The sequence below is a fragment of the Pseudomonas sp. NPDC087804 genome (assembly GCF_044742965.1).
In the GTDB taxonomy this organism is placed as follows: domain Bacteria; phylum Pseudomonadota; class Gammaproteobacteria; order Pseudomonadales; family Pseudomonadaceae; genus Aquipseudomonas; species Aquipseudomonas rustica.
The window spans coordinates 241,242-255,037 of the sequence record NZ_JBIUVN010000003.1 but is presented as its reverse complement, the minus strand read 5'-3'; the positions used below and the strand labels follow the sequence as shown (position 1 = coordinate 255,037).

Genomic DNA, 13,796 nt, shown 5'->3' with positions numbered 1-13,796 from the left:
AAAGAGGCCATGGGCAGCCAGGTCTGCTCGGTCTACCTGCTTGATCCCGAGACCAACCGCTTCGTCCTGATGGCCACCGAGGGCTTGAACAAGCGCTCGATCGGCAAGGTCAGCATGGCACCCAACGAAGGTCTGGTCGGTCTGGTCGGCACGCGTGAAGAACCCCTGAACCTCGAAAACGCGTCTGTTCACCCGCGCTACCGCTACTTCGCCGAAACCGGTGAAGAGCGTTACGCCTCGTTCCTCGGTGCACCGATCATTCACCACCGCCGCGTCGTCGGCGTGTTGGTCATCCAGCAAAAAGAACGCCGCCAGTTCGACGAAGGTGAAGAAGCTTTCCTCGTGACCATGAGCGCGCAGCTCGCCGGCGTTATCGCCCACGCTGAGGCCACCGGTTCGATCCGTGGTTTGGGCCGTCAGGGCAAGGGCATTCAGGAAGCCAAGTTCGTCGGCGTGCCGGGTTCACCGGGTGCGGCGGTTGGTACGGCGGTGGTCATGCTGCCGCCGGCCGATCTCGACGTGGTGCCCGATAAAAACATTACTGACATCGACGCCGAGCTGGCGCTGTTCAAGACCGCCATCGAAGGCGTGCGCGCCGACATGCGCGCGTTGTCCGCCAAACTCGCGACGCAGTTGCGCCCGGAAGAGCGCGCGCTGTTCGACGTCTACCTGATGATGCTCGACGATGCCTCGCTGGGCAGCGAAATCACCACCGTAATCAAGACCGGTCAATGGGCTCAGGGCGCGCTGCGTCAGGTGGTCACTGAGCACGTCAACCGTTTCGAATTGATGGACGACGCCTACCTGCGTGAGCGTGCCTCGGACGTCAAAGACCTCGGTCGCCGTCTGCTCGCCTATTTGCAGGAAGAGCGTCAGCAGAACTTGGTCTACCCGGAAAAAACCATTCTGGTCAGCGAAGAACTGACGCCGGCGATGCTCGGCGAGGTGCCGGAAGGCACGCTGGTCGGTCTGGTTTCGGTACTCGGTTCGGGTAACTCGCACGTGGCGATCCTTGCCCGGGCGATGGGCATTCCGACGGTGATGGGTCTGGTCGACCTGCCGTACGCCAAGGTCGACGGCATCGAAATGATCGTCGACGGCACACGCGGCGAGGTTTACACCAACCCGAGCGAAGTGCTGCGCAAGCAGTTCGCCGAAGTCGTCGAAGAAGAGAAACAACTGGCGCTGGGCCTCGATACCCTGCGCGACCTGCCGTGCGTGACCCTCGACGGCCACCGCATGCCGCTGTGGGTCAACACCGGTCTGCTCGCCGATGTGGCGCGGGCGCAGAAGCGTGGCGCCGAAGGTGTCGGCCTGTACCGCACCGAAGTGCCGTTCATGATCAACCAGCGCTTCCCGAGCGAGAAGGAACAACTGGCGATCTACCGCGAGCAACTCGCCGCGTTCCACCCGCAACCGGTGACCATGCGCAGCCTCGACATCGGCGGTGACAAGTCGCTGTCGTATTTCCCGATCAAGGAAGACAACCCGTTCCTCGGCTGGCGCGGCATCCGCGTCACCCTCGACCACCCGGAAATCTTCCTGGTGCAGACCCGCGCGATGCTCAAGGCCAGCGAAGGCTTGAACAACCTGCGGATTCTGCTGCCGATGATCTCCGGCACCCATGAACTCGAAGAAGCCCTGCACCTGATCCATCGGGCCTGGGGCGAAGTGCGCGACGAAGGCACCGACGTGCCGATGCCGCCGATTGGCGTGATGATCGAGATCCCGGCCGCGGTGTACCAGACCAAGGAACTGGCGCGGATGGTCGACTTCCTCTCGGTCGGCTCCAACGACTTGACCCAGTATTTGCTGGCGGTTGACCGCAACAACCCGCGTGTGGCCGATCTCTACGACTACCTGCATCCGGCGGTGTTGCAAGCCCTGCAAACCGTGGTGCGTGATGCGCATGCGGAAGGCAAACCGGTAAGTATCTGCGGCGAGATGGCCGGTGATCCGGCGGCGGCGGTGCTGTTGATGGCGATGGGCTTCGATAGTTTGTCGATGAACGCCACCAACTTGCCGAAGGTGAAGTGGATGTTGCGTCAGGTGAATTTGAGCAAGGCCAAGGATTTGCTGGCTGAACTGATGACCATCGACAACCCGCAAGTTATCCACAGCTCGCTGCAATTGGCGCTGAAAAACCTTGGGTTGTCGAAGATGAATCCGCCGGCGGTCGTCAAGGCTCTCTAAAACCTTGAGGGCCTCTTCGCGAGCAAGCCCGCTCCCACATTTGACCGCGTTCTAATCTTGGAATGTGGTCGAATGTGGGAGCGGGCTTGCTCGCGAAGGCGTCAGTTCAAACACCGCTAAACAACAATCTCCACCTCGCCCAAATGCCCGCCATACGGCCCAAAACTCCGCTCGACCATCCGCCGCGTCCCATCCGCCTGCACCACCAACGCCGTACTCGCCCGCGTCCCATAACTCTGGCTGGCAATAAACACACTCGACAACAAAGTCTCCGTCGCCATCCCCACACCGGTATCCGGCAGCTCAGCCGACGGCGCAACCTGCGCATCACTCAACAACCCCAGCAAAAGCTCTGGTTGCGGATCATCCAGCACTGCACTCAACGCAGCCTTGGCCCTGAGCAACTTCGGCCACGGCGTATCCAGCCCCGCATTGGATAACCCGTAAACGCCAGCCGCCAACATCACCGGCTCCGACAACCTTGCATTGAAATGCCACAACTCATGGCTGTTGCCGAGCAGCAGGTTAAACCCGGCGTATTCCGCCGAACGCCCAACCACATCGATCAAATAATCATCAATCGACAGATCACCGGTCAGAAACCGCGCCACCAGTTCCCCTCGCGATTTACGCGCCGGCGGCTGCTGCGGATCACGAATATTGGTCAACGCCGCAAAGCGCCCATTAGCGCCAATCCCCAGCCAGGTGCCCCCAGCCTCAAGATCGCGCCCCGCGTGCACGTGCGGCGCTTCGGGCCATGGCGCCAGCGGCAGGCTTGGTCGGGCGTAGAATTCGTCACGGTTGGCCGCGACGATCAGCGGCTGGGCATGGCCCGGGCGCCAGGCGAAAACAATCAGGCACATAAGGTGATCCTTGTGTGTTTTTTGCTCACTCTACGCATCCAGCGCCCGTGCATCCATCGTAAGTGGAGCCGAAGGCCATGCATCCGTTACCATGCCGCTCCGGTTTTCGGGATGCGTCTGGGAGAGGGACATGGAATTTCTGCTCTATCTGGCGCTGGGCGCCTGTGCTGGCGTGTTGGCCGGGCTGTTCGGGGTAGGCGGCGGGATCATTATTGTCCCGGTGCTGGTGTTCAGTTTTACCTTGCAGGGCTTCGACCAGTCGATCCTCACGCATCTGGCAGTCGGCACTTCGCTGGCGACGATTATTTTCACCTCGGTCAACGCCGTGCGTGAGCATCATCGTCGAGGCGCAGTGCGCTGGCCGATCTTCATGTGGATGGCCGTGGGTATCCTGCTTGGCGCCGGTTTTGGTGCAGTGACGGCCGAGGCGATTTCCGGGCCGCACCTGCAAAAGATCATCGGCGTGTTCGCGTTGGTGATCTCGGTGCAGTTGGCGCTGGACGTCAAACCCAAGGCCAGTCGAACCGTGCCGGGCAAATTCGGTCTGACCGTGGCCGGCGGTGTGATCGGTTGGGCCTCGGCGATTTTTGGCGTTGGCGGCGGATCGCTGACCGTGCCGTTCCTGACCTGGCGCAGTGTGCCGATGCAGCAAGCGGTGGCGACGTCCTCGGCCTGCGGTCTGCCGATCGCGCTGGTTAGTGCTTTAAGTTTCATGATTCTGGGGTGGCACGATCCGTTGTTGCCACCGCATAGTCTCGGTTTTGTGTATTTGCCGGCGTTGTTGGGCATCGCCCTGACCAGCATGGTTTTCGCCCGCATCGGCGCGCGATTGGCGCACCGATTGTCGCCGCGCTTGCTGAAACGGCTGTTCGCCGCTTTGCTGTTCAGCGTGGGTTTGAGCTTCCTGCTTTAACCGCGTCGCAATCCTGGCTTAATCCTGAGGTGGCAGCGTCGCCCGGGAATTTTGGTTTCAACTCTAACGAGGAGTCGCAATGCTGCCTTACCCGCAGATCGACCCGGTGGCCCTGGCCATCGGTCCGCTGAAAATCCACTGGTACGGTCTGATGTACCTGATCGGCATCGGCGGTGCGTGGCTGCTGGCGTCGCGCCGGCTCAACCGTTTCGACCCGACCTGGACCAAGGAGAAACTCTCCGACATGGTCTTCTGGATGTCGATGGGCGTGATCGTCGGCGGACGTCTGGGCTATGTGCTGTTCTACGATCTGAGCGCTTATCTGGCCAACCCGACGCTGATTTTCGAAGTGTGGAAGGGCGGCATGTCGTTCCACGGCGGTTTTATCGGGGTGATGCTGGCCGCGTTGTGGTTCGGCAAGCGCAACGGCAAGTCGTTCTTCCAGTTGATGGACTTCGTCGCGCCAATGGTGCCGATCGGTCTGGGCGCCGGGCGCATCGGTAACTTCATCAACGCCGAATTGTGGGGCAAAGCCACCGACGTGCCGTGGGCCATGGTCTTCCCGCCATTCAGCGATCCGGCGCAACTGCCGCGTCACCCGTCGCAGCTGTATCAGTTCGCGCTTGAAGGCGTGGCGCTGTTCCTGATCCTGTGGATTTTCTCGCGCAAGCCGCGTCCGACCATGGCCGTTTCCGGCATGTTCGCGTTGTTCTACGGCATCTTCCGGTTCATCGTCGAATTCGTCCGCGTGCCGGATGCGCAACTCGGCTACTTGGCCTGGAACTGGCTGACCATGGGCCAGGTGCTCTGCGTGCCGATGATCGTCGGCGGGCTGTTCCTGATCTGGCTGGCCTATCGTCGCGCACCGGCAGCACCGCTCGCGCCGACGGCTTAAACTACGAACCCCGGCGCGCGACGTCGGGGCTCAAAGGACACAGGTAACTCATGAAGCAATATCTCGAACTGGTCTCGCACGTCATTAAGAACGGCAGCAAACAGGCCAACCGCACCGGCATCAACACCATCAGTTTCCCGGGTGCGATGCTGCGTTTCGATCTGCAGGAAGGTTTTCCGGCGATCACCACGCGCAAAATGGCCTTCAAATCGGCCATCGGCGAGATGTGCGGGTTTCTTCGTGGCGTGAACAACGCCGCTGAATTCCGCGCGCTGGGCTGCAAGGTCTGGGATCAGAACGCCAACGAAAACGCGCAGTGGCTGGCCAACCCGTTCCGTCAGGGCGACGACGACCTCGGCGAAATCTACGGCGTGCAATGGCGCAAATGGCCGGCGTACAAGCAGATCCCGCTGAGCAACAGCGCCGCCATCGAACAAACCTTGAGCAACGGCTACAAGCAGATCGCTCAGGGCGAAGAAGACGGCCAGGCCTACGTGGTGCTGTACAAAGCCATCGACCAGGTGCGTCAGTGCGTCGACACGATCATCAAGGATCCGGGCAGCCGCCGGATTCTGTTCCACGGCTGGAACGTCGCTCAGCTGGATGAAATGGCCCTGCCGCCGTGCCACCTGCTGTACCAGTTCCACCCGAATGTCGAGACCAAGGAAATCTCCCTGACCCTCTACATCCGCTCCAACGATCTGGGCCTGGGTACGCCGTTCAACCTTACCGAAGGCGCCGCGCTGCTGAGCCTGATCGGTCGCCTGACCGGCTACACGCCGCGCTGGTTCACCTATTTCATCGGTGATGCGCACGTCTACGAGAACCACCTGGACATGCTCAACGAACAGCTCAAGCGCGAGCCGTTCGCCATGCCGAAACTGAAAATCTCCGATCGTGTGCCGGAGTTTGCCAAGACTGGCGTGTACCAGCCGGAATGGCTGGAACTGGTCGAGCCGAGCGATTTCTCGCTGGAAGGCTACGAACACCACGCGCCAATGACCGCGCCAATGGCGGTCTAAAAAACAATACGCAATATCCCTGTGTAGGAGCTGCCGAAGGCTGCGATCTTTTGATTTTGCTGTTTATAAGATCAAAAGATCGCAGCCTGCGGCAGCTCCTACAGGGGATAGCGTTCAAACTCTGCTGATGTGCTTTTTCCACTGTCATTTCTGACAGTAGCCGACCTGCCGCGTCCCGTGATTAGCTGACGGCCTCCTAAGCGAGGTAACAGTCATGGCAGACACAGGCGGGTTTTTCGATGGCGGCAATGCGGGCTCTGGCATTTCGACCGAGGCGCCACTGACAGCGAAAGCAACGGCATTGCAGGCGCCGCTGATCGCCTACTTCTACTTAAAGGAAAACCGCTATTTCGAGTTCGGCAAATCCGAGCCCGAAGGCGCTGTCATTCCGCTGGAAATCATTGGCCCGGGCTCGCCGTTTATCGCTTCAACGTACGCGCTGGTGGATCCTTCCTCGCCGCAGATCCTCATTGGCGACACGCTTCGCGCGGAGTGGCTGGCATTGGACGGTACTCCGTCGTTTCAATCGGCAGACGTTGTGGTGAACAGCAAGGATTATTGGATTCCGATTGCTATCCCGGACAACGAGCTCAAGCGCCTGGAAGGCCTCGAAGTCGAGGTGGTTTTCTTTCACCTTCCGCAAGCCGGAGGTGCAAAACCTTCACCTGCGCAGAAAGTCTTTGTCGCCCCAGAGCTGGGCCGCAAGCCTGCGCTTGAGGTGGAAGGCGTGGCCAATGACGTGCTGGAAGCCGCCGCGTTCCCGGATGGCGTTACCGTAAGCCTGCAGCCGATTGAAAACCTGCGCGCCTGTTACGGCATCGAAATACTCTGGACGCAATCGCCGGATCATTGGGTCGAGCGTCAGCGTCGATTGGCGGTTAATCCAAAGCAGACGATGGCGTTTCACATCGCGCCTGAGGTTTATCAGGCGCATGTCGGGCGCAGGGTGACGGTGCGATACGTGATTTATCTGGGGGCGCGGCTGAGTCCGAATTTTTACTGGAACCCGGGCGTCGTCACGGAAGTGAGTTTTGAGGTGATCTGAACCCCTGTAGGAGCTGCCGAAGGCTGCGATCTTTTGATCTTATAAACAGCAAAATCAAAAGATCGCAGCCTTCGGCAGCTCCTACAGGGGTTTTGTGGTGTTCTTTAGTGGCCGTGGCTGCGGCCTACGTGGGAGTGTTCGACTTCGGTGGCGACCACTCCGCCGCTGACCTCCAAGCGCTGCAAAATCCCGCATTGATCCGCGCCCGGCCCTTCGCCACAGCGTTGGCGCAGGTCGAGCAGTTGTGTCTGCAACGCCAACAACCCATCAATCCGCGCCTTCACATGCTGAATGTGCTCGTCGATCAGCGTATTCACGCTTTCACACTGATCCTGCGGGCTGTCACGCATGGCCAGCAGGCTGCGGATTTCTTCGAGGGTCATGTCGAGGGTGCGGCAGTTGCGGATGAAGGTCAGGCGTTCGGCGTGGGCCTGGGTGTAGACGCGGTAGTTGCCGTCGCTGCGGGCCGGTTCCGGCAGGAGGTTTTCACGCTCGTAGTAGCGGATGGTTTCCACGGCGCAGTCGGTGAGTTTGGCCAGTTCTCCGATCTTCATGACGGCAATCTCCAAAAGGGTGCTTGACCCTATAGTGGCTACAGGGTCTTTACTTGGCAACAGGCACCTTCATGGACGCGACCAATGAGCGATTCCCAGCACACCCACAAGCCCGGCGACGGCCACGATCACAGTCATAAATTGCAGCCTGTGCATAAGCATTCACAGGGCGGCGATTCTTGCTGCGGGTCGAAAGTTGCAGCGCCGGCACCGGTTCATGCGCACGAAGACTCTTGCTGCTCGTCGACAGCCGCCGCGCCGGCGTTGGTGCAACTGAGCGAGAAAACCAGTGCCGATGCGCGGCTGAGCAGTTTCCGCATCGAGGCGATGGACTGCCCGACCGAGCAGACGCTGATCCAGAACAAGCTCGGCAAACTCGCCGGCGTGCAGCAACTGGAATTCAATCTGATCAACCGCGTACTCGGCGTGACCCACAATCTGCCGGGCACCGAGCCTATCACCGAAGCGATCAAATCCCTCGGCATGCACGCCGAGCCGCTGGAGGCGGGCGTCGATTCGCCAGCCCCGGCGCCAGTGAAAAAACACTGGTGGCCGCTGGCGTTGTCCGGCATTGGTGCGCTCGCCGCTGAAGTCATCCACTTCACCAACGCCGCACCCACTTGGGTGGTGGCGATCATCGCGCTGGTGTCGATCCTCAGCGGTGGCCTGACCACCTACAAAAAGGGCTGGATCGCCCTGAAGAACCGCAACCTCAACATCAACGCGCTGATGAGCATCGCCGTGACCGGTGCCATCCTCATCGGCCAGTGGCCGGAAGCGGCGATGGTGATGTTCCTGTTCACCGTCGCCGAGCTGATCGAAGCGCGTTCGCTTGACCGTGCGCGCAATGCGATCAGCGGCCTGATGCAGATGACACCGGAGCAAGCCACGGTGTTACAGATTGACGGGAACTGGATCGAACAGGATGTGAAAAGCGTCGAACTCGGCGCCCGCGTGCGAGTGAAACCGGGCGAGCGTATTGCGCTGGACGGTGAAGTGCTCAGCGGCAACTCGACCATCGACCAGGCGCCGATCACCGGTGAAAGCCTGCCGGTGGAAAAAACCGTCGGCGACAAAGTCTTCGCCGGCACCATCAACCAGGCCGGTTCGCTGGAATACGCGGTCACCGCTGCGGCGAACAACTCGACGCTGGCGCGAATCATCCACGCCGTCGAACAGGCCCAAGGGGCGCGCGCACCGACCCAACGATTCGTCGATCAATTCTCGAAAATCTACACGCCTGTGGTGTTCGTGTTTGCCTTGGCCGTGGCGATCATTCCGCCGTTGTTCATGGGCGCCGTGTGGTTCGACTGGATCTACCGCGCGCTGGTTTTGCTCGTGGTTGCGTGCCCATGCGCACTGGTGATTTCCACCCCGGTGACCATCGTCAGCGGCCTCGCCGCAGCGGCGCGCAAAGGCATTCTGGTCAAGGGCGGCGTGTACCTGGAGGGCGGTTTCAAGCTCGATTATCTGGCGCTGGATAAAACCGGCACGATCACCCACGGCAAACCAGTGCAGACCGATTACCTGTCCCTCGACGCGACCGCCGATGCCACGGCACCGGCAATCGCCGCTGCCTTGGCCGGACGTTCCGACCATCCGGTGTCGCTGGCCATCGCCAACGCCGCTGTGGATAAAAACTTTGCCGCGCTGATTGTGGATAACTTCGAAGCGCTGGGCGGGCGTGGCGTCAAAGGCGACATCAACGGCCAGACCTACCACTTGGGCAACCATCGCTTGGTCGAAGAACTCGGCCTGTGCTCGCCAGCGCTGGAAGAAAAACTCTTCGCGCTGGAGAAACAGGGTAAATCCGTGGTGCTGCTGCTCGACAGCTCCGGCCCGCTGGCGCTGTTCGCCGTGGCCGATACCGTCAAGGAAACCAGCCGCGAAGCAATCCGTCAGTTGCATGAACTCGGGGTGAAAACCCTGATGCTCACTGGCGACAACGTCCACACCGCTCAGGCGATTGCCGCGCAGGTCGGCATCGACGAGGCTCGCGGTGATTTGCTGCCAACCGACAAACTGCAAGCCATTGAAGATCTGTACAAGCAGGGCCATCGTGTGGGTATGGTCGGCGACGGCATCAACGACGCGCCAGCACTGGCCCGCGCCGAGATCGGTTTCGCCATGGCCGCGGCTGGCACCGACACGGCGATCGAAACCGCCGATGTCGCCCTGATGGATGACGATCTGCGCAAGATTCCGGCCTTCATCAGCCTGTCGCGCAACACCGCCAGCATCCTGAAACAGAACATCGCGCTGGCGCTGGTGATCAAAGCGATCTTTCTTGCGGTAACCTTCGCCGGACTCGCCACCATGTGGATGGCGGTGTTCGCCGACATGGGCGTGAGCCTGTTGGTGGTGTTCAACGGTTTGCGCCTGCTGCGCAAATAGAGTGAGGAAAGGTTGTGCTGAGTGCCGAGCTGAAAGCGTTTTACATGGTCGCCCGCCTGGGCAGCATCACGCTGGCGGCGAAAAAACTCGGCCTCAGCCAACCGACCGTGACCACCCAGATACGTAATCTGGAAAGTCAGTATTCGGTGGAACTGTTCTACCGTGGCGGCCGGCGCCTGAGCGTCAGTGATGAAGGCGCGCGGTTGCTGCCGATGGTCAAGACGCTGTTGCAGCAGGAAGCCGACATCGAGTTTTTCCTGCGCAACAGCGGTCAGGTGCAGGGCACGTTGCGCATCGCCGCCACGGCGCCGTATTACATCCTCGATCTGGTGAAGACCTTTCGCGAGCGCTTGCCGCAGGTGGAAGTGTCGGTGGAAATCGGCAATTCGCAGCAGGTGCTGGAAGCGCTGGAGGACTATCGGGTGGATATCGCTGCGTCATCGCAATTGCTGGATGACGCGCGGTTGATTCGTCGGGTACTCGGTACTGATCCGCTGGTGCTGGCGGTGCATCGCAATCATCCGCTGGCTGTGCAGGAGCATGTGGCGTTGAGCGCGTTGGCCGGGCATACGTTGTTGATGCGCGAGTCGGGTTCGACCACGCGGCGGTTGACCGAAGAGTTGCTGGCGACTGCCGGGGTGAGTTACGGGCCGTTGCTGGAGATTGGCAGCCGGGAGTCGATTCGGGAGGCGGTGTTGCGCAATATCGGCATCAGCATCATTGCCCGGCAGGAAGTGCCGCATGATCCGCAATTGCGCGTGCTGACGATCGAGAATGCGCCGCAGATTCCTGAGTACCTTTATTGCCTGAAAGAGCGCAAGGGCGCGCGGTTGCCTGCGGCGTTCCTAGGCCTGGCCCAAGAAATGTCCCCGGCCTAGCAGATGATCGTTCCCACGCTCTGCGTGGGAATGCCTCTACGGACGCTCCGCGTTCGGCTTTGGGACGCAGAGCGTCCCGGGCTGCATTCCCACGCGGAGCGTGGGAACGATCTCTTCTGAACCAAAATCCCTGAATACCACTATCAGCAGTTTTTGCCTCACTGCCACATGACGGACGCATTACAACTCTAGGATTGGCCCCATCTGCTTGATGAGGTCTGTCCATGAATCCTGCCATCGCAACTGCCCTGACCAACTCCGGTGCGCCGATGAAAGTGCGCGGCGTGCAGAAACGCTTCGGCGCGTTCACTGCGCTGGATAACGTCTCCCTCGACGTCGCCGCCGGTGAACTGGTGTGCCTGCTCGGCCCGTCGGGCTGCGGCAAAACCACGTTGCTGCGCTGCATCGCCGGTCTGGAGAAACAGGACAGCGGCGAGCTGTACCTCGGCGATCGCGACGTTTCGCACCTCGCCCCGCAGGCTCGCGACTACGGGATTCTGTTCCAGTCCTACGCGCTGTTCCCCAATCTGACCGTCGAAGCGAACATTGCCTACGGCCTCGCCGGCAGCGGTCGCGACGAAGTGCGCCGTCGCGTCGGCCAGATGCTGGAACTGGTCGGCCTCATCGGCAGCGAGAAAAAATACCCCGGCCAATTGTCCGGCGGCCAACAGCAGCGTGTCGCACTGGCCCGTGCTCTGGCACCAGCTCCCTCGCTGCTGTTGCTCGATGAACCGATGTCCGCCCTCGACGCCCGCGTCCGCGAGCATCTGTGCACCGAACTGCGCCAACTGCAACGCAACCTCGGCATCACCACGCTGATGGTCACGCACAATCAGGACGAAGCCATGCTGATGGCCGACCGCATCGCCGTGATGAATAACGGCCGCGTCGAGCAGTACGCCACCCCGCAGGAAATCTACAACCGCCCGGCCACGCCGTTCGTGGCCGAGTTTGTCGGGCAGGGTAACTGGCTGCCGTTCCAGCGCAGCAGCGACAGCCATGCGCAAGTTGGCGGGATGAACCTGCGCCTCAGCGACGGCAGCGTCCAGCGCGCCTCGGGCCGTTTGTTCTGCCGCCCGGAAGCGATCAACGTCAACCCGCCGGTGCACGAAGAGAACCTGTTCCCGGCCAAAGTCCGCGAAATCACCTTCCTCGGCAACCGCTGCCGCATGAGCTTCGAACTCGATCAGCTGCCGGGCCACGCCTTGCTCGCCGAACTCGCGCCGGAAGCCATGCCGCGTCTCGGCGCCCAGCAAATCATGGTCGCCTTGCCGCCGCGCAGCCTGCAGGTGTTTGCCTGATGAACAGCAACCTCGCGCTGCCGCTACCGCACAAGCAGGTGCGACAGTCCTCGAAAGCCGAGATCGGCGACCGAATTTTTGTCGTCGGCGGCAAAGTCCTCCTGCTGGTGTTGCTCGGTATTGCGGTGCTGCTGCCGTTGCTGGCGATCTTCTGGCGTGGCTTCAGCAATGAGGCCGGGCAGGGCGGTGGCTGGCTCGCGGCGAAGGAGATGGTGAGCAGCGAGAATTTCCACTGGCTGCTCGGCAACAGTCTGAAAGTGTCCCTCAGCGTTGCGGCCATCGTCGTACCGCTGGCCTACCTGTTTGCCTACGCGCTGCAACGCACGATGATTCCGGCGAAGGGCATCTGGCGCGGGATTTCGTTGTTGCCGCTGATGGCGCCGTCGATGCTGCCGGGCATTGCGCTGGTCTATCTGTTCGGCAACCAAGGCATGTTGCGCGGGCTGCTCTCGGACAACATCTACGGGTTCTGGGGGATTGTGCTGGGCGAGGTGATTTACACCTTCCCCCATGCGCTGATGATTTTGCTATCGGCATTGTCGCTGGCCGATGCGCGCCTTTTCGATGCCGCGTCGAGCATGGGTGCAAGTCCGGCCAAGGCGTTTCGTAGCATCACCTGGCCGGCGACTCGCCAGGCTGTGTTCGCCGCGTTCTGTCTGGTGTTCACCCTGACCATCACCGATTTCGGTGTGCCAGTAGTGGTCGGTGGCGACTATCAAGTGCTGGCGCTGGAGGCCTACAAAGCCGTGGTCGGCCAACAACAATTCGGCCGCGGCGCGTTGATTGGCATGGTGCTGTTGCTGCCGGCGCTGTTCAGCTTCGGTGTCGATGCCTGGCTGCGTCGGCGTCACGGTGACTCCATGAGCGGTCGGGCGCAGGTGTTCAAACCGGCGCCGTCGAAACTGCGCGATGGCTGTTATCTGGCGATTGTCTTGTTGATCAGCGCGGCGTTGATTCTGGTGTTCGGCATGGCAGTGTTTTCGTCGCTGGTTAAGTTCTGGCCGTACAACCTGTCGCTGTCGCTCAATCATTACCAGTTCAACGAAACCGCTGGCGGTGGCTGGCTGGCTTACAGCAACAGTTTGAAAATGGCGCTGGGCACGGCGTTGATCGGCAGCGTGCTGATCTTCACCGGCGCTTATCTGATGGAGAAAACCCGCGATCAGCGCGGCCTCAACCTGGCGCTGCGCATGCTCAGTTTTGTGCCGATGGCGGTGCCGGGGCTGGTGCTCGGTCTCGGCTACGTCTTCTTCTTCAACCTCACGGGTAACCCGCTGCATGTGCTGTACGGGACGATGACGCTGCTGATCGTCTGCACCATTGCGCACTACCTGACCACCGCACAAATGACCGCGACCACCGCGCTGCGCCAACTCGACGCCGAGTTCGAAGCCGCCGCGTTGTCGCTGAAGGCGCCGCTGTATCGGCATTACCTGCGCGTCACCGTACCGATCTGCCTGCCGGCGCTGCTCGACATCGTGCGCTACCTGTTCGTCTCGGCGATGACCACGGTTTCTGCCGCGATCTTCCTCTACAGCCCCGACACCATCCTCGCGGCGGTCGCAGTGCTGAACATGGATGACGCCGGCAACGTTGGCGGCGCGGCGGCGATGTCGACCCTGATTCTGTTCACCTCGGCGGGCGTGTCCTTGCTGCTGGCGTGGGCGTCGCGCGGCTTGCTGCGCCGTTCTCAAGCCTGGCGGCAAACCGCGCCCGGTCACTGATTCACACCCTCAAC

General features: G+C 61.1%; 11 protein-coding genes. 9 read left to right on the top strand and 2 right to left on the bottom strand.

All coding sequences use genetic code 11. The features are described 5' to 3' along the window. A partial coding sequence (ptsP, locus tag ACIOMO_RS09875) for a phosphoenolpyruvate--protein phosphotransferase (RefSeq protein ID WP_401240285.1) occupies nucleotides 1-2,193 on the top strand: 2,193 nt, incomplete at its 5' end. Nucleotides 2,194-2,309: 116 nt separating this feature from the next. Here ptsP and ACIOMO_RS09870 read toward each other — a convergent pair. After that, entirely contained in the window at nucleotides 2,310-3,056 is a 747-nt protein-coding gene (locus ACIOMO_RS09870) for an NRDE family protein (RefSeq protein ID WP_401240282.1), read from the bottom strand. 130 nt (nucleotides 3,057-3,186) lie between these two features. Between ACIOMO_RS09870 and ACIOMO_RS09865 the strand changes: the two genes are divergently transcribed. The 4 genes from ACIOMO_RS09865 to ACIOMO_RS09850 all read left to right on the top strand — a co-directional run bounded on the left by ACIOMO_RS09865 (nucleotide 3,187) and on the right by ACIOMO_RS09850 (nucleotide 6,931). Next, on the top strand, nucleotides 3,187-3,969 hold the full coding sequence (locus ACIOMO_RS09865; protein ID WP_400651906.1) for a sulfite exporter TauE/SafE family protein: 783 nt from the start codon (nucleotides 3,187-3,189) through the stop codon (nucleotides 3,967-3,969). Between the two features lie 79 nt (nucleotides 3,970-4,048). Beyond that, the gene (gene lgt / locus ACIOMO_RS09860; protein WP_007913003.1) at nucleotides 4,049-4,864 is read left to right on the top strand and encodes a prolipoprotein diacylglyceryl transferase; all 816 of its coding nucleotides are present in this window, start codon (nucleotides 4,049-4,051) and stop codon (nucleotides 4,862-4,864) included. Between the two features lie 50 nt (nucleotides 4,865-4,914). Beyond that, nucleotides 4,915-5,886: a thymidylate synthase gene (locus ACIOMO_RS09855; protein ID WP_159811908.1), complete on the top strand. Its 972-nt coding sequence runs from the start codon at nucleotides 4,915-4,917 to the stop codon at nucleotides 5,884-5,886. Between the two features lie 214 nt (nucleotides 5,887-6,100). Then, on the top strand, nucleotides 6,101-6,931 hold the full coding sequence (locus ACIOMO_RS09850; RefSeq protein WP_401240278.1) for a hypothetical protein: 831 nt from the start codon (nucleotides 6,101-6,103) through the stop codon (nucleotides 6,929-6,931). 104 nt (nucleotides 6,932-7,035) lie between these two features. Here ACIOMO_RS09850 and cadR read toward each other — a convergent pair whose 3' ends face one another. Then, nucleotides 7,036-7,485, bottom strand: coding sequence for a Cd(II)/Pb(II)-responsive transcriptional regulator (gene cadR / locus ACIOMO_RS09845; RefSeq protein WP_008088440.1), 450 nt, complete (start codon nucleotides 7,483-7,485; stop codon nucleotides 7,036-7,038). An 84-nt stretch (nucleotides 7,486-7,569) separates the two neighbouring features. Here cadR and ACIOMO_RS09840 point away from each other — a divergent pair, with 84 nt between their 5' ends. The 4 genes from ACIOMO_RS09840 to ACIOMO_RS09825 all read left to right on the top strand — a co-directional run bounded on the left by ACIOMO_RS09840 (nucleotide 7,570) and on the right by ACIOMO_RS09825 (nucleotide 13,782). Then, the gene (locus tag ACIOMO_RS09840; protein WP_401240275.1) at nucleotides 7,570-9,879 is read left to right on the top strand and encodes a heavy metal translocating P-type ATPase; all 2,310 of its coding nucleotides are present in this window, start codon (nucleotides 7,570-7,572) and stop codon (nucleotides 9,877-9,879) included. Between the two features lie 14 nt (nucleotides 9,880-9,893). Beyond that, nucleotides 9,894-10,757 carry a LysR family transcriptional regulator gene (locus ACIOMO_RS09835; RefSeq protein ID WP_401240272.1) on the top strand — a complete coding sequence of 288 codons (864 nt, stop codon included), beginning with the start codon at nucleotides 9,894-9,896 and terminating at the stop codon, nucleotides 10,755-10,757. Nucleotides 10,758-10,981: 224 nt separating this feature from the next. Then, on the top strand, nucleotides 10,982-12,058 hold the full coding sequence (locus ACIOMO_RS09830; RefSeq protein WP_401240269.1) for a putative 2-aminoethylphosphonate ABC transporter ATP-binding protein: 1,077 nt from the start codon (nucleotides 10,982-10,984) through the stop codon (nucleotides 12,056-12,058). Beyond that, complete coding sequence (locus ACIOMO_RS09825) at nucleotides 12,058-13,782, top strand: putative 2-aminoethylphosphonate ABC transporter permease subunit (protein WP_401240266.1); 1,725 nt, start codon at nucleotides 12,058-12,060, stop codon at nucleotides 13,780-13,782. Before ACIOMO_RS09830 ends, ACIOMO_RS09825 begins: the two co-directional genes overlap by 1 nt. The last annotated feature ends 14 nt before the right edge of the window (nucleotides 13,783-13,796 follow it).